The following is a 14,557-nucleotide window of genomic DNA, read 5'->3' on the forward strand; positions in this document are numbered from 1 at the left end:
CTATTTAATCGCTCTGATGGAATATAGGCGTATGTTGATTAAGGATCCGTTCCGTGAGCACAGCTGAAGTCCTGGCCAGTGTCGATATCGTCACCCTGCGCCTGTCACCCCACAGCCAGCGCCTGGAGGTGTTGCTGTCCCCGCGCGAACGCGAGCCCTACAAGGGGCAGTGGGCCTTGCCGGGTGTCATCGTCAATGGCAGTTCCGCGGACAACAACCTGGATGCCGCCGCCTGCCGGGCGCTCTCGGAAAAGGCCAAGGTGCGCCCGCGCCACCTGGAGCAGGTCGGCACCGAGGGCAATGCTTCCCGCGACCCTCGGGGCTGGACCTTGAGCACTTACTACCTGGCGTTGCTCGATCCTGCGGTTGTGGTCGAGGACCCGCAGATTGCCTTTTTCGATCTGCAACGCGTCCTGGACAACGAACCGCCGTTGCCGTTCGATCATCGCCTGCTGGTCGAGCGTGCCCATGAACGGCTGGTGGCCAAGGCCGTGTACACCAACCTGCCGTTGTACCTGGCACCCGAGCGGTTCACCGTGCTGGATGCGCTGGCCGCCGCGCAGGCGTGCCTGGGGCAGCCGGTCAACAACACCTCGATGCGCAAACGTCTGGAGCGCATGAAGCGCGAAGGCTGGGTGCAGGACACCGGAGAAAAGAACCAGCCCAGGCTGGGGCGTCCACAGCAACTGTACCGGCATACCCCGCAGGGGAGCGGGGCGTTCATGTTCGACCGGAGTCTGCTGGCGGGAGGATAGTCAGGACCGATCGCGGCCTCTTCCTGCAGTTGTCGAGTAGCGACTATCCTTGCCCCCATGACCAACCTGCCTCCTTTACGCCATCCTTGTCCACCGGGCGCCTGCGACTGCGGCCGCGAACGCCTGGCCGACGGCCCCGAGCGACGCATCCTGCTGCTCACCCGCGAGGAGGAGAAGCGCCTGGTCGAACGCCTGGAAAACCTCAAGGATCTGGAGGACCTGCAGCGCCTGCAGTCACGCCTCTACGAACAGCTGGGCATCCGCGTGCATATCGCCCCAGGCTTCAACGAAGTGCGCACCATGCGCGGCATCGTCATCGAGCTTGCGGCGCAGCCGGGCCTGTGCCGCAAGACCCGCCAGTCGATCCCCGCCGCTATCCGCCGGGGACTGGAGCGAAATCCGCAGGTGGCCTTCCGCCTGCTCGACGCCCATGACCTGCTGCGTGATGCCTGAACATCAACGCATTGCCGCCAGCTTGATGCCGAAGCCTACCAGGCAGGCGCCGGCCAGGCGTTCGAGCAGGTTAGTGATGCGCGGGCTGGCGCGCATGCGCTCGGCCAAGCGGTGGGTGAGCAGCACCGCCACCAGGCCGTAGAGCAGGGTCAGGCCAGCCACGGTCAGCGCCATGAAAGCGAAGGTCACCACGCCCTGGTGGCGCACCGGGTCGATGAACAGCGGGAAGAACGCCATGTAGAACATGATCGCCTTGGGGTTGAGCAGAGTGATCATCATGGTCTGGCGCAGGTAGCGGCCGCTGGCCATGCCGCTGTCGCGCGGCGCGCCGCCGGGCTTGCTCAGCACCATGCGCAGGCCGAGCCAGGCCAGGTAGGCGGCGCCGGCCCACTGCACCACATGGAAGGCGGCCGGATAGGCGGCCAGCAGGGTGGCGACGCCCGCCACCGCCAGCCACATCAGCACCTGGTCGCCGAGGATCACTCCGAAAGTAGCGGCCAGGCCGCCCTTGATGCCGCCCTTGCCGGTGGCGGTGATCAGGGCGAAGTTGCCGGGCCCGGGGATCGCCAGGAGGATAAGGAACGCGATCACGAAAGCGCCGTAGTCGGTCACGCCGAGCATGGGTAGTCTCCTGGGGAGGGCGGGCTGATCAGGATATATGCCATTATTCGCAACACTTGCAAAGCCACGACGGCACAGGGAGGTGGAGATGGCGTTCAATGCGCATGAGCGGGCAGTGTTGCTGGCGGTCAAGGGCGTGGGGCCGACCGTGGTGCAGCGGCTCGAGCAGTTGGGTTATGACTCGCTGGCGCGACTGGCCGGGGCCGACGCCCTGCAGATCGTCAGCGAGGCGGCCGGTCTGCTGGGCAGCAGTTGCTGGAAGAACAGCCCCCAGGCGCGAGGGGCAATACAGGCAGCGATTGCCCGGGCCAGGGAGCATGTCCTGCAGGGCACCTGTCCCGCCAATGGCACATAAAAAAGCCCCGAAGACCAAGGCCTTCGGGGCAAACGGTTGGGGGAGGAACCAACCAAAGGAGTCTTCACATCAGGGGGCGGTCAGCGCGAGCTGGCCACCACGTCGGGTTGCCAGCCGCCGCCCAGCGCCTTGTAGATCGCGACGATGCCGCTGTACAGCTCGACCTCGCCCTGGGCCTGGGCGTCTTCGGCGCTCAGGCGCTCGCGTTCGGCGTCGAGCAGCACCAGGTAGTCCACCGTGCCTTCGCGATAGCGCACCGAAGCCAGTTCCGCCGCCTTGCGGCTGGCGTCGCTCTGGCGCATCAGCGCCAGCAGGCGCTGTTGGCGCTTGCCATAGTCGCTGAAGGCGTTGGAGGATTCCTCCAGGGCCAGCAGCACCTGCTGTTCGTAGTTGGCCAGGGCGCCCTCGGCATCGGCCTTGGCCCCGCGCAGGCGGGCGCGCACGCTGCCCAGGTCGAAGGCCGCCCAGGTGATGCTCGGGCCCAGCGCCCAGGCGTTGGCCGCTGAGGAGCCGATCTGCGAGCCGCGCGCGGCGGTGAAACCGAGGAAGCCGCTGAGGCTGACCCGCGGGAACAGGTCGGCGGTGGCCACGCCGACGTTGGCCGTGGCCGCAGCCAGCTGGCGTTCGGCGCTGCGGATGTCCGGGCGGCGACGCAGCAGCTCGCCGGGGTCGCCCACCGGCAAGGCCTTGGCGATGGCCGGCAGGGACTTGGGCGCAAGATCGACGCTCAGGGCGTCCGGACGCTGGCCGAGCAGGGTGGCGATGCGGTTCTTCGCCCGCACCTGTGCGGCCTGCAGCTGCGGCACGGTGGCTTCGACACCCGCCAGGCGGGCGTCGGCGCGGACCACATCGAGTTCATTGCCGACCCCGGTGTCGCGCAGGGTCACGGTGATGTCCCGCGACTGCTGCTGGGTCTTGAGGTTGGCCACGGCGATCTGCTCGCGCAGCTGGGCGCCGCGCAACTGGCCGTAAGCGTCGACCAGCTCGGCGATCAGGCTGACCTGCAGTTGTTGCAGGTCGGCTTCGGCGGCGGCTTCCTGGGCTTCGCTGGCCTCGATCTGGCGCTGGATGCGGCCAAACAGGTCGAGCTCCCAGGCCATGTCCAGGCCCAGGTCATAACGCTCGCTGTTGACCCGGCGTTCAGTTTGGCCGGGCACCTGGCCCTTGCCCAGATCGCTGCTGGCGCGGCTGGTGACCACGGGGATCTGGTCATTGGACACGTCCTCGCGAATCGACCGCGCCGCTTTCAGGCGGGCAAAGGCCACGCGCAGGTCGCGGTTGCCGTCCAGCGACGCCTGCACCAGTTGGTTGAGCACCGGGTCGTCGAACTGCTTCCACCACACGCTTTCGAAGCGGCTGCGGTCGAAGGCCTTGGCCTCCAGACCGCTGTCCAGCTTGGCCGGCGCGGTGTCCGGCGTCTTGTAGTCCGGGCCCACGGCGCAGGCCGCCAGGGCCAGTGCCAGCAGGCTCGGGGTCAGGTGTTTGAGCAACTTCATGCGTGGGTCTCCAGCGCGACGGCGTGCTCGGCCTTGCGGGCCTGGCGACGCTCGACGAAACGGCGGATCAGGAAGAAGAACACTGGGGTCAGGAACAGGCCGAACACGGTCACCCCGATCATCCCCGAGAACACCGCCACACCCATGGCGTGACGCATTTCCGAGCCGGCGCCGGAGCTGAACACCAGCGGCACCACGCCCATGATGAAGGCGATCGAGGTCATCAGGATCGGCCGCAGGCGCAGACGGCAGGCTTCCAGTACCGCGGCCAGCGGGTCGAGGCCCTTGGCCTGTTCATCCTTGGCGAACTCGACGATCAGGATCGCGTTCTTGCACGCCAGGCCCACCAGCACGATCAAGCCGATCTGGGTGAAGATGTTGTTGTCGCCACCGGAGATGATCACCCCGGTAATGGCCGACAGCAGGGTCATCGGCACGATCAGGATCACCGCCAGCGGCAGGCTCCAGCTTTCGTACTGGGCGGCCAGCACCAGGAAGGCCAGCAGCACGCAGAGCGGGAACACGAACAGCGCGGTGTTGCCCGAGAGGATCTGCTGGTAGGTCAGGTCGGTCCATTCGAAGGTCATGCCGTTGGGCAGTTCTTCCTTGAGCAGCTTCTCGATCGCCGCCTCGGCCTGGCCGGAGCTGTAGCCGGGGGCCGCGGCACCGTTGATCTCGGCGGTGATGAAGCCGTTGTAGTGCATGACCCGGTCAGGCCCGGAGGTGTCGCTGACCTTGAGGAAGGTCGCCAGCGGGATCATCTCGCCCAGGTTGTTGCGCACCTTCAGCTGGCCGATCTGCTCGGCGTCGAGGCGGAACTGCTGCTCGGCCTGGACGTTGACCTGGTAGGTGCGGCCAAAGCGGTTGAAGTCGTTGGTGTACAGCGAGCCCAGGTAGACCTGCAGGGTGTCGAAGATGTCATTGATCGCCACGCCGTGGGTCTTGGCCTTTTCCCGGTCGATGGCGGCATCGACCTGCGGCACGTTGACCTGGTAGCTGGTGAACAGGCCCGCCAGTTCCGGCACGTTGTGGCTCTTGGCGATGATGTTCTGGGTCTCTTTGTACAGCGCTTCGTAGCCCAGGTTGCCGCGGTCCTCGATCTGCAGGCGGAAGCCGCCGATGGTGCCCAGGCCTTGAACCGGCGGAGGCGGGAAGATTGCGATGTAGGCGTCCTGGATATCGGCGAACTGGGCGTTCAGGGCTGCCGCGATGGCCGCCGCCGACTGACTCGGGTCCTTGCGCTCGTCGAACGGCTTGAGCGGGGTGAACACGATGCCGCTGTTCGGGCTGTTGGTGAAGCCGTTGATCGACAGGCCAGGGAAGGCCACCGAATCGGCCACGCCCGGTTGCTTGAGGGCGATCTCGCTCATCTTCTTGATCACAGCCTCGGTACGGTCGAGGCTGGCGGCGTCAGGCAACTGGGCGAAGGCCACCAGGTACTGCTTGTCCTGGGCCGGGACGAAGCCGGTCGGGGTGGACGAGAAGCCCAGGTAGGTCAGGCCCATGAGCCCGGCATAGACGAACAGGGCGATGCCGCTGGAGCGGATGACCCGGCGCACGCCGCCGACATAGCCATGGCTGGCGCGGTCGAAGAAGCGGTTGAACGGAGCGAACAGCCAGCTGCCCAGCAGCTTTTCCAGGAACCGCGAGAAACGGTCCTTGGGCGCATGGTGGTCCTTCAGCAGCACGGCGGCCAGGGCCGGCGACAGGGTCAGCGAGTTGAACGCCGAGATCACGGTGGAGATGGCGATGGTCAGGGCGAACTGCTTGTAGAACTGCCCGGTAAGCCCCGAGATGAACGCGGCGGGCACGAACACGGCGCACAGCACCAGGGCGGTGGCGATGATCGGGCCGGTCACTTCGCTCATGGCCTTCTGCGTGGCTTCCAGCGGTTTCAGGCCAAGCCCGATGTTTCGCTCGACGTTCTCCACCACGACGATGGCGTCGTCCACCACGATACCGATGGCCAGCACCAGGCCGAACAGCGATAGCGCGTTGAGCGAGAAGCCGAACAGGTGCATCACCGCGAAGGTGCCGATCAGCGAAACCGGCACGGCCATCAGCGGGATGATCGAGGCGCGCCAGGTTTGCAGGAACAGGATCACCACCAGCACGACCAGGATCAGCGCTTCGAACAGGGTGTGCACCACCGCTTCGATGGAGCCACGGACGAACACGGTCGGGTCATAGACGATGCTGTAGTCCATGCCTTCCGGGAAATCTTTCTTCAGCTCGGCCATTTTCGCCCGCACTTCGTCGGAGATCTCGATGGCGTTGGAGCCCGGGCGCTGGAAGATCGGGATGGCCACCGCCGGCTGGTTGTTCAGCAGCGAACGCAGGGCGTACTGGCTGGAGCCGAGCTCGACCCGAGCGATGTCCTTCAGGCGGGTGATCTCGCCGTTGGCGCCGGCACGGATGATGATGTTCTCGAACTCTTCCTCGTTGACCAGGCGGCCCTGGGTGTTAATCGACAGCTGGAAGCTGGTCGAACCCGGGGCGGGCGGGGCGCCCAGCTGGCCGGCGGCGACCTGGCGGTTCTGCTCGCGAATGGCGGCCACCACGTCGCTGGCGGTCAGGTTGCGCGAAGCGGTCTTGTTCGGGTCGAGCCACACCCGCAGCGAGTAGTCGCCCATGCCGAACAGCTGCACGTCACCGACGCCACCGAGGCGCGCCAGCTCATCCTTGATGTTGAGGATGGCGTAGTTGGACAGGTAGAGCATGTCGTAGCGGTTGTCCGGCGAGGTCAGGTGCACGACCATGGTCAGGTCGGGCGAGGCCTTGTCGACGGTGATGCCGATGCGCGTCACCTCTTCCGGCAGCTTGGGCTGGGTACGGGTCACGCGGTTCTGCACCTGCACCTGGGCGTTGTCCAGGTCGGTGCCCAGGGCGAAGGTGATGGTCAGGGTCAGCTTGCCGTCGGCGGTGGACTGCGAGGACATGTACAGCATGTTCTCGACACCGGTGATGGCCTGCTCCAAGGGCGCTGCGACGGTCTCGCCGATCACCTTGGGGTTGGCGCCGGGGAAGTTGGCGCGCACCACCACGGTGGGCGGCACCACTTCGGGGTATTCGCTGATCGGCAGCTGGAACAGCGAGATGGAACCTGCGATCAGCAGCACCAGCGACAGCACCGCGGCGAAGATCGGCCGGGTAATGAAGAATTTCGAAAAGTTCATCGGTGTTGTCCCTTAACCGCGCGGCGCTTGGGCGCTGGCGACTTTGACATTGGCGCCGGCAACCTTCGGCGCCGGGTTGCTGGCCTCCAGGGCCTGGCGTTGCTGGGCGAGGGCGGCAAGGGTCTGTTCGCTGGCCATCGGCGTTTCCTCCGGGGTGACCGGCGAGCCCGGGCGCACGCGCTGCAGGCCCTTGACCACGATGCGGTCGTCCTTGCCCAGGCCGCTGCGCACAATGCGCAGGCCTTCGAGCTTGGGCCCCAGTTCCACGGCGCGATAGGCGGCCTTGTTGTCCTTGTCCATGACCAGCACGAACTTCTTGCCAAGGTCGGTGCCGACCGCTTCGTCGTTGATCAGCACGGCGTCGTACTGGGCGCTGCCGACCAGCTTCAGGCGCGCGTACAGGCCGGGGGTGAACTGGCCGTCACGGTTGTCGAAAACGGCACGGCCACGAATGGTGCCGGTGCGCGGGTTGACCTGGTTGTCGACGAAGTTCATCTGGCCCAGGTGCGGATTGCCGGTCTCGTTGGTCAGGCCCAGGTACACCGGGGTGCTCTGGCCGCGCTGGCCGTCGCGGGCGAGCTGGCTGTACTTGAGGTACACGCGCTCGTCAGCGTCGAAATAGGCGTAGACCTTGTCGGTGGAGACCACGCTGGTCAGCGGGGTGACATCGGCAGTGACGATATTGCCGGCGGTGAACTGGGCACGGCTGACCCGGCCACTGATCGGCGCGGTGACACGGGTGAAGCTCAGGTTCAGGCGGGCCAGGTCGAGCTGGGCCTGGATCGCGTCGACTCCGGCACGGGCCTCGGCGGCGGCGCTGCTGCGCGACTCAGCCAGTTCGGCAGAGATGGCGTTGCTGTCGCGCAGGCGTTCGCCGCGGCGGGCTTCGTTGGCGCTGCGGATGGCGGTGGCCTTGGCTTGTTGCAGCTGGGCTTCGAGACGGCGGACTTCTGCCTGGAACGGGCGCGGGTCGATCTGGAACAGCAGGTCGCCTTTCTTCACCTGGGCGCCTTCGGTGAAGGCCACCTGGTCGATCTGGCCGGACACCCGTGGGCGCACTTCGACGGTTTCCGGCGCTTCCAGGCGGCCGGTGAACTCGTCCCATTCGTTGATCGGCTGTTCGATTACCTTGGCTACGCTGACCTTGGGCGCGGCGGGAGCCTGCACGGCGTCGGGGGTGCGACCGCAAGCGCTGAGCACCACCACTGCCAGGGCAGCGAGGGGAAAGCGCAAGGGTTTGAGTGAGTGATCCATGGAGAACTCCGCCAATGTATTAGTAGTGGGCGGAGTGTGAGTGTCTTGCGCGTGGCGCACGAATCAAACGGAGCGAAGGTCATTATCACGCGCAATGATATGTCGGGTGCCGTCATCGATCCGGACGCATGATTTCAAGGCAGCTCCCACAGAGGGATGGTGTAATTCGGCAGTCAGCGTGGCCCGCCGGATGCCTTTTCGCGCAACGCCTTGGCCACCTGCGCCTCGATCTCGTAGGCCGGCCCCTCCAGCGCCTGGTAATCCCGGGTATAGCGCCTGGCGAATTCCTCCACCCCCAGTTCCTGGTACTGCTGCACATGCTTGAGTTCATGGGCCCACAGCGCCACGTTGTCCTCGGCATCGGCGCTGCGGCGGAAGATGATGGTGTCGATCAGGGTCACCGCGTTGACGTCCGGGTTCTGCAGCAACGCATTGGCGGCGCTGATCTGCTGTTCATCGCCCACCCGGTACCGCGCCGCGTCGAGCACGGCGAAGTCGTACCAGGGTTCGAGCTGGGCGCGGATATGCAAGGGGATCGGCTGGCTGCCGCTGGCGGTCGCCTCGTCGCGGGCCTGGCGCAGGGCGAACACCAGGCTGCTGGTGGCCATGCGCTCGACATCCTGCAGCACCTGGCCACTCTGGTTGGGGTCGACGGGCGCGCAGAAACACACCACCAGGCACACTTGGTATTGCCCGGTCGGGCAACTTTCCTGGGCGAAGACGGGCAGGGTCAACATCAGTCCGAGCAGCGTACTAGCGAACTTCATCGAAGACCCGTCCGACCAACTGGAGGCTGGCGTCCAGCACCTGCGCCTGCACCGGCTCGCTGGCCAGCATGCGGCCCACCACCAGCGCGCCGACGCACTGGCTGAGCAGGGCCCAGGCCAGCTCGGAGTTGTCGAGGGTCTCGCTCCACGCCTGGTGCAGCTCCACCAACCAGTGCTCGGCCTGTTCGCGCACCGGTCGCTCGGCGCGGGCGATCTCCACCCCCAGCGGCGGCAGCGGACAGCCGCCCTCGGCATTGTGCAGGTGGGCCAGGCTCAGGTACTGCTCGAGCAGGCGCCTGAGCCGGGGGCGGTCGGCGCCGCGCTCGACCAGGCGCGCCAACGGGCTGTTGGCCAGCTCGCGGCGGACGATCTCGCTGAACAGGTCGTCCTTGGACGGGAAATGGTTGTAGAAGGCGCCGCCGGTCAGGCCGATGGCCTTCATCAATCCGGCCACGCCGGTGGCGGCGAACCCACCGCGTTTGGCCAGGGCGCCGCTGCTGGCCAGCAGCTTCTCGCGGGTTTGTTGCTTGTGGTCGGTGCTGTAGCGCATGCGCGGAACCTCTTGGCGCGGGCTTGACGTTCAGCTGATCGTAGCATAGCGTTCGTTTACTAAACGATCATTCATCAATGGGGCGGTCCATGGCAGAACAACAAAAGGTCGTGCTGGTGATCGGCGCGGGCGACGCCACCGGTGGCGAAATCGCCAAGCGTTTCGCCCGTGAGGGGTATGTCGCCTGTGTCACCCGGCGTCAGGTGGACAAGCTGCAGCCGCTGGTCGATGAGATCCGCGCCGCAGGCGGTCAGGCTCATGGTTTCGGGTCGGATGCGCGCAAGGAAGAGGAGGTGGTAGAGCTGGTCGAGACCATCGAGCGCGATATCGGCCCGATCGAAGCATTTGTCTTCAACATCGGCGCCAATGTCCCGTGCGGCATCCTCGAGGAAACCCCGCGCAAGTACTTCAAAATCTGGGAAATGGCCTGCTTCGCTGGTTTTCTCACCGCCCAGGCAGTCGCCCGGCGCATGGTGACCCGCGAGCGCGGCACCCTCCTCTTTACCGGTGCCACCGCTGGTACCCGTGGCGCGGCCGGTTTTGCCGCCTTCGCCGGGGCCAAGCATGGTTTGCGCGCCCTGGCCCAGAGCATGGCGCGCGAGCTTGGGCCGCGAAACATCCATGTGGCTCATGTGGTGGTCGACGGGGCCATCGACACCGCGTTCATCCGCGACAGTTTCCCCGAACGCTATGCGCTCAAGGACCAGGACGGCATCCTGGACCCTGTACACATTGCCGACAGTTACTGGTTCCTGCACGCCCAGCCACGGGACGCCTGGACCTTCGAACTTGACCTGCGCCCGTGGATGGAGCGCTGGTAAGTCCCATCCTCATACAAGGAACGAATCATGAGCAAGACCGTCGAGTTCTTCCTGGACCTGGGCAGTCCGGCCACTTACCTGGCCTCGACCCAGCTACCCGCCCTGTGCGCGCGCCACGGGGCGCAGTTGGTGTACAAACCGATCCTGTTGGGCGGGGTGTTCCAGGCCACCGGCAACGCCTCGCCGGTCATGGTGCCAGCCAAGGGGCGCTACATGCGCATCGACCTCAAGCGTTATGCCGATCGCTATGGGGTGCCCCTGACCTTGCCGCCCGGGTTTCCGGTCAACACCCTGAACCTGATGCGCGGGCTGATTGGCGTCCAGATGTTTACCCAAGCGCGGTTCGAGGCGCTGTTGAAGGTGCTGTTCGAAGGGCTGTTCGTGCACGGGCGCAATCTGGCAGACCCGGCGGTGCTGGGTGAAACATTGGCCGCGGGTGGCTTCGATGCCGGGATGTTGCATGAACTGGCCGCCCGGCCCGAGGTCAAGGACGCCTTGCGTAAAGCTACCGAGGAGGCGGTCGAGCGTGGCGTGTTCGGCGCGCCGACGTTCTTCGTCGATGGGCAGATGTTCTTCGGCCAGGACCGGCTGGATTTCGTCGAGCAGGCTTTGGTCAGGCGGGCATGAGGGACAACAAGGTTCTTGCAGACTGCGATTCCAAAAACCTTGGGTGCTATTGCTTCATGGCCTGTACGTCGTCAGGGTTGCAGCGCTCGATCGCGCAGGCGCTGAAACCCTTTTGCCGGATCAGAAGTTCGCCGGGGTATTGGCGCTGATGATCTCGGCCTCGTCGGGGCCGATGTTCTTGAAGCTGTGGGGCAGGGTGGTGGGGATGTAGTAGCCGTCGCCGGCGTGGAGCACGCTGACCTGGCCATCGACCCACAGCTCCATGGTGCCCCGGGTGACCAGGCCGCATTCCTCGCCTTCGGCGTGGACGATCGGCTCGCCGGAATCGGCACCCGGCGCGTACAGTTCGCGCAGCATGCGCATCTGCCGGCCTTCGACGCTGGCACCGACCAGCAGCATGCGCAGGCCGTTGCGGCCCAGGTCGGGCTGCTCTGCGCCACGGAACACGTAGCGCTCCTCGCGCACCGGCTCGTCGAAACTGAAGAATTCCGCCAGGGACATGGGGATCCCTTCGAGCAGTTTCTTGAGGGAACTGACCGAAGGGCTGACCCGGTTCTGCTCGATCTGCGAGATCGTCGAGTTGGTCAGGCCGCTGCGGCGGGCCAGTTCCCGTTGGGAGAGGTTGTTGCGTTCACGCACCAGTTTGAGTCGTGTCCCCGTGTCCATAGCCGCCTTGTTTGCAGAGGTGTCAAAAATAATGGGCGAGGCATTAAAACACACTCTGCAGGCTTGCGCGCTGTGCGTCTCAGTGACGCTGGTCGGTCGCCAACGGCCACAGCCCCACCAGCAACAGCAGGGCACCCACGGCGAGGAACGGCAGGCGCGGGTCGAGGGCATAGACCAGGGTGCCCGCCAGTGGCCCGATCACCGCGCCCATGCCCTGGGCGGCGCCGATCGAGCCCGCAGTGGCGCCTTGTTCGCCGGCCTGCATGGCGTTGGCCGCCAGGGCGGAAAATGCCGGGAATACAAAGCCCATGCCGAACGCGGCGACGAAGAACGCGCCCCACAGCCAGGGCGCTTGGGTGGCCAGCGCTGCGGCGGCAAAGCCCAGCCCGGAGATGCTGGCGCCGATACGGATCATTTTCGCTGGCGGCCACTCGAGCCTGCGCAGGAACACCTGTGCCAGCATCAGCGCCACGCCCACGCAGGTCAGGGCGATGCCCGCGGCCTGGGCGGCGTCGCCGGCCTCCAGGCGCAGGCGGTCGAGGGCGAAGAAACCGACGGCGATCTGCGACACGGTGATGCTCAGCATGGCGCTGAAGGCCACCAACAGCGGGCGGCGCAGGCGTGGGTCGGACAGGCGCACCGGATTGGGCGCATGGCTTTGCGCCAATGGCTGGGGCTTGAGCTTGAACAGCAGCACCACGAACGCCGTGGCCGGCAGCAGCGACATGGCATAGAACGGCAGGCTCAGGCTGTAGCGCGACAGCAGCGCGGCCAGTGCCGGCCCGACCACCAGGCCGACGGCATTGGCCGCCCCCAGCGAAGCCATGGCCCGGGCCCGACGCTGGGGTTCGACATGGTCGGCGATCAGGGCGTTGCCACCTACCGGCAGCGCGGCATAGAAGGCGCCGATCAAGCCGCGGGCCAGCATCAACCCGAAGAACGCCACGCTCGCGCCCGGCAGCCAGCGCAACGCGCCGTCGATGAACAGGCACAGCACCCAGTAGGCCAAGGTGAAACCGCCACTGCCCAGCAGCAGCACGCGGCGTCGGCCATAGCGGTCGGCCAGGCGCCCCCAGGGCCGGGCCAGCAGCACCCAGACCACGCCGGCCACGGTCACCGCCGCGCCGGCCTGCCAGGTGGCCATGCCCAGCAGTCGGGCGATGGGGCCGATCAGGGCGACGAAGGCCATCATCGCCATGGTGCAGGCCATGTTCACCAGCATCAGAGGACGCAGGTCCAAGGTGTTGGCGGGGGTCAATGCGGCAGGGTCCTTTGCAACGTTCATGGGGCAGTCCGGGGCAGTTCGACGAAATGAGCGCCAATGTTAGTAATAATTATTTACATGTGTCGACCCTGGCAATGCTCATTCACTGCGGCGCAACGGGCCTGGCCACATGCTACGCAAGACGCCGTCGCGGCGCACCAGGGCATGCACCAAGGCCGCGCCCAAGTGCAGCAGCACGGTGGCGAACAGCAGGTAGCCCGCCCAGCCGTGGGCCTGGCGCAGCACGGCGTACAGCTGCAGGTCGTGGGGCGCGATGGCGGGCAGTTGCAGGGGCCGTGGATAGCCGCCGGCCGAGAGCATGGCCCAGCCGAGCAGCGGCATGGCCAGCATCAGGCCGTACAGCAACAGGTGCGAGGCGCCGGCGACCAGCCGCTGCAGGCGGGGCAGGTCGCGGGGCAAGGCCGGGTGCGGCAGGCCCAGGCGCAGGGCGATGCGCAGGATCACCAGCACCAGCAGGGCCAGGCCGGTGGCCTTGTGCAGCTCGACCAGCAGCGGATGCCGTGGCGACAGGTCGCCGACCATGTTCACGCCGATGAACAGCATGGCCAGGATCAGCGCGGCCATCAGCCAGTGCAGCAGGCGGGCCAGGGGGTGGAAGGCGGTGGTGGTCATGGGCGGGCTCCTTCGCTCAGCGCTTCGTGGCTGCGGCGGTTGAACGACACCGAATAGGCGGCCGAGCGGGCGGCGAGGATCGGGTCGGCGGACGGTTCGATGCCGTGCGGCAGGATCAGCGGGTCGAAGTTCAGGTCGCGGCAGGCGCCTTGCTCGGGGCCGTCGACCCGTTCCAGCACCAGGGTGCCGGCGTCGATGCTGCGGCGTTCGGCGGGCCAGGGCCGGGCGGGGTCGTCCACCGGGTCGCCGGGCTCGGCCAGGGTCAGGCGCAGGGTCCAGCGCAACGGGCCTTGCGCCAGGCGCTGCTGCAGGTCGTGCTGGAGGAACTGCTTGTCATCGACCTGGGCGGGCAGGGCGGTGAACGCGGTCTGCGGCTCCAGGGCCCAGCGCACCGGCTGGGCGTTGCCGTGGGCATCGATCAGGCGAAAGGCGTTGATGCTGTTGTAGGCGGTGCTGGCGAAGCTGTCGCTGGGCTTGTAGCTGGCCGCCCACTGGCGAAACGCCGCGCTTTCCGGGTGGCTGGCGAAGAACGCCTGCAGTCTGGCCGGGTCCGGCTTGCCGGTGGCCGGGTCGGGGGCCCCGGCCAGTACCTGCTGGTAGAACGCCTCGGGCGTGCTCACCGCCAGCACCGGCGGGTTGTTCATGCCGGTGCGCCAGACCTGTCCGTCATCGCTGCTCAACTGGATGGCCAGGCTGCGTACGGGTATGGCGGTGTCCGGGGCGAACGGGTTGGCGCCGCCGATGGCGAATCGGCCAATCACTGGCACCTGGGCCTGGCTGAAGACGCGGGCGCTGGACAGCGCCGCGGCCTGGCCGCTGGCCTGGAAATAACCGCTGACGCACAGGCCCTTGGCATGGTTCTTCCGGTAACCGGGATAATGACCTGCCTGGGCCTCGAAGGTGTCGATGATGCGCTGCGGGGTCAGCCCTGGCGAGCCGATCCAGCCGGCGGCATAGGCGAAGCCCGCACCCAGGGCGGCGAGGGTGGCGCCGATGGCGGCCAGGCGCAGGGCCTTGGCGGGGCCGTGCAGGGGAGGGGTCATGGGGACGCTCCGGTCAGTTGGAATGAGCCGGTATGACGTAAGGGCGAACGATTTATTCCCGCCGAGGGAATAGATT

15 protein-coding genes are annotated in these 14,557 nt (G+C 66.6%); 5 read left to right on the forward strand and 10 right to left on the reverse strand.

Annotation, left to right across the window (positions count from 1 at the left end; translation table 11 throughout):
• Nucleotides 1-53: 53 nt before the first annotated feature.
• Nucleotides 54-755 (forward strand): NUDIX hydrolase, encoded by a 702-nt coding sequence (locus K5H97_RS12060; protein WP_028689373.1) that lies wholly within the window; start codon nt 54-56, stop codon nt 753-755.
• Between the two features lie 57 nt (nt 756-812).
• Complete coding sequence (locus K5H97_RS12065) at nt 813-1,208, forward strand: hypothetical protein (RefSeq protein ID WP_028689374.1); 396 nt, start codon at nt 813-815, stop codon at nt 1,206-1,208.
• Nucleotides 1,209-1,211: 3 nt separating this feature from the next.
• Here K5H97_RS12065 and K5H97_RS12070 read toward each other — a convergent pair whose 3' ends face one another.
• Nucleotides 1,212-1,829, reverse strand: coding sequence for a LysE family transporter (locus K5H97_RS12070; RefSeq protein WP_028689375.1), 618 nt, complete (start codon nt 1,827-1,829; stop codon nt 1,212-1,214).
• A gap of 88 nt (nt 1,830-1,917) precedes the next feature.
• Here K5H97_RS12070 and K5H97_RS12075 point away from each other — a divergent pair, with 88 nt between their 5' ends.
• On the forward strand, nt 1,918-2,184 hold the full coding sequence (locus K5H97_RS12075; protein WP_028689376.1) for a Pathogenicity locus: 267 nt from the start codon (nt 1,918-1,920) through the stop codon (nt 2,182-2,184).
• Nucleotides 2,185-2,264: 80 nt separating this feature from the next.
• Here K5H97_RS12075 and K5H97_RS12080 read toward each other — a convergent pair whose 3' ends face one another.
• The 5 genes from K5H97_RS12080 to K5H97_RS12100 all read right to left on the reverse strand — a co-directional run bounded on the left by K5H97_RS12080 (nt 2,265) and on the right by K5H97_RS12100 (nt 9,427).
• Nucleotides 2,265-3,680 carry an efflux transporter outer membrane subunit gene (locus K5H97_RS12080; protein WP_028689377.1) on the reverse strand — a complete coding sequence of 472 codons (1,416 nt, stop codon included), beginning with the start codon at nt 3,678-3,680 and terminating at the stop codon, nt 2,265-2,267.
• Nucleotides 3,677-6,856 carry an efflux RND transporter permease subunit gene (locus K5H97_RS12085; protein ID WP_028689378.1) on the reverse strand — a complete coding sequence of 1,060 codons (3,180 nt, stop codon included), beginning with the start codon at nt 6,854-6,856 and terminating at the stop codon, nt 3,677-3,679. The genes K5H97_RS12080 and K5H97_RS12085 overlap by 4 nt, the downstream gene beginning before the upstream one ends.
• A gap of 12 nt (nt 6,857-6,868) precedes the next feature.
• Nucleotides 6,869-8,110, reverse strand: a complete 1,242-nt coding sequence (mexE, locus tag K5H97_RS12090) for a multidrug efflux RND transporter periplasmic adaptor subunit MexE (RefSeq protein ID WP_028689379.1) — start codon at nt 8,108-8,110, stop codon at nt 6,869-6,871.
• A gap of 173 nt (nt 8,111-8,283) precedes the next feature.
• On the reverse strand, nt 8,284-8,877 hold the full coding sequence (locus tag K5H97_RS12095; protein WP_028689380.1) for an eCIS core domain-containing protein: 594 nt from the start codon (nt 8,875-8,877) through the stop codon (nt 8,284-8,286).
• The gene (locus K5H97_RS12100; protein ID WP_028689381.1) at nt 8,864-9,427 is read right to left on the reverse strand and encodes a TetR/AcrR family transcriptional regulator; all 564 of its coding nucleotides are present in this window, start codon (nt 9,425-9,427) and stop codon (nt 8,864-8,866) included. Before K5H97_RS12100 ends, K5H97_RS12095 begins: the two co-directional genes overlap by 14 nt.
• Before the next feature lie 89 nt (nt 9,428-9,516).
• Between K5H97_RS12100 and K5H97_RS12105 the strand changes: the two genes are divergently transcribed.
• Both K5H97_RS12105 and K5H97_RS12110 read left to right on the forward strand, forming a co-directional pair.
• Entirely contained in the window at nt 9,517-10,248 is a 732-nt protein-coding gene (locus K5H97_RS12105; protein WP_028689382.1) for an SDR family oxidoreductase, read from the forward strand.
• Between the two features lie 27 nt (nt 10,249-10,275).
• The gene (locus K5H97_RS12110; protein ID WP_028689383.1) at nt 10,276-10,875 is read left to right on the forward strand and encodes a 2-hydroxychromene-2-carboxylate isomerase; all 600 of its coding nucleotides are present in this window, start codon (nt 10,276-10,278) and stop codon (nt 10,873-10,875) included.
• Between the two features lie 120 nt (nt 10,876-10,995).
• On the opposite strand, the gene K5H97_RS12115 is transcribed toward K5H97_RS12110, so the two are convergent.
• From K5H97_RS12115 to K5H97_RS12130, 4 genes are all read right to left on the reverse strand, one after another.
• Nucleotides 10,996-11,541, reverse strand: a complete 546-nt coding sequence (locus K5H97_RS12115; protein ID WP_028689384.1) for a cupin domain-containing protein — start codon at nt 11,539-11,541, stop codon at nt 10,996-10,998.
• A gap of 79 nt (nt 11,542-11,620) precedes the next feature.
• Entirely contained in the window at nt 11,621-12,826 is a 1,206-nt protein-coding gene (locus K5H97_RS12120) for an MFS transporter (protein ID WP_028689385.1), read from the reverse strand.
• A 78-nt stretch (nt 12,827-12,904) separates the two neighbouring features.
• The gene (locus K5H97_RS12125; protein ID WP_028689386.1) at nt 12,905-13,438 is read right to left on the reverse strand and encodes a cytochrome b; all 534 of its coding nucleotides are present in this window, start codon (nt 13,436-13,438) and stop codon (nt 12,905-12,907) included.
• Nucleotides 13,435-14,481, reverse strand: coding sequence for a catalase family peroxidase (locus tag K5H97_RS12130; protein WP_028689387.1), 1,047 nt, complete (start codon nt 14,479-14,481; stop codon nt 13,435-13,437). The genes K5H97_RS12125 and K5H97_RS12130 overlap by 4 nt, the downstream gene beginning before the upstream one ends.
• Nucleotides 14,482-14,557: the final 76 nt, after the last annotated feature.

The organism is Pseudomonas mosselii, from assembly GCF_019823065.1.
In the GTDB taxonomy this organism is placed as follows: Bacteria; Pseudomonadota; Gammaproteobacteria; order Pseudomonadales; family Pseudomonadaceae; genus Aquipseudomonas; species Aquipseudomonas mosselii.

What these genes read in the sequence shown, in the direction of transcription:
- K5H97_RS12120 (WP_028689385.1), bottom strand. Translation starts at nt 12,826, where the DNA reads ATGAACGTTGCAAAGGACCCTGCCGCATTGACCCCCGCCAACACCTTG.
- K5H97_RS12125 (WP_028689386.1), bottom strand. Translation starts at nt 13,438, where the DNA reads ATGACCACCACCGCCTTCCACCCCCTGGCCCGCCTGCTGCACTGGCTG.
- K5H97_RS12100 (WP_028689381.1), bottom strand. Translation starts at nt 9,427, where the DNA reads ATGCGCTACAGCACCGACCACAAGCAACAAACCCGCGAGAAGCTGCTG.
- K5H97_RS12105 (WP_028689382.1), top strand. Translation starts at nt 9,517, where the DNA reads ATGGCAGAACAACAAAAGGTCGTGCTGGTGATCGGCGCGGGCGACGCC.
- K5H97_RS12110 (WP_028689383.1), top strand. Translation starts at nt 10,276, where the DNA reads ATGAGCAAGACCGTCGAGTTCTTCCTGGACCTGGGCAGTCCGGCCACT.
- K5H97_RS12130 (WP_028689387.1), bottom strand. Translation starts at nt 14,481, where the DNA reads ATGACCCCTCCCCTGCACGGCCCCGCCAAGGCCCTGCGCCTGGCCGCC.
- K5H97_RS12095 (WP_028689380.1), bottom strand. Translation starts at nt 8,877, where the DNA reads ATGAAGTTCGCTAGTACGCTGCTCGGACTGATGTTGACCCTGCCCGTC.
- mexE (WP_028689379.1), bottom strand. Translation starts at nt 8,110, where the DNA reads ATGGATCACTCACTCAAACCCTTGCGCTTTCCCCTCGCTGCCCTGGCA.
- K5H97_RS12115 (WP_028689384.1), bottom strand. Translation starts at nt 11,541, where the DNA reads ATGGACACGGGGACACGACTCAAACTGGTGCGTGAACGCAACAACCTC.
- K5H97_RS12070 (WP_028689375.1), bottom strand. Translation starts at nt 1,829, where the DNA reads ATGCTCGGCGTGACCGACTACGGCGCTTTCGTGATCGCGTTCCTTATC.
- K5H97_RS12075 (WP_028689376.1), top strand. Translation starts at nt 1,918, where the DNA reads ATGGCGTTCAATGCGCATGAGCGGGCAGTGTTGCTGGCGGTCAAGGGC.
- K5H97_RS12085 (WP_028689378.1), bottom strand. Translation starts at nt 6,856, where the DNA reads ATGAACTTTTCGAAATTCTTCATTACCCGGCCGATCTTCGCCGCGGTG.
- K5H97_RS12080 (WP_028689377.1), bottom strand. Translation starts at nt 3,680, where the DNA reads ATGAAGTTGCTCAAACACCTGACCCCGAGCCTGCTGGCACTGGCCCTG.
- K5H97_RS12065 (WP_028689374.1), top strand. Translation starts at nt 813, where the DNA reads ATGACCAACCTGCCTCCTTTACGCCATCCTTGTCCACCGGGCGCCTGC.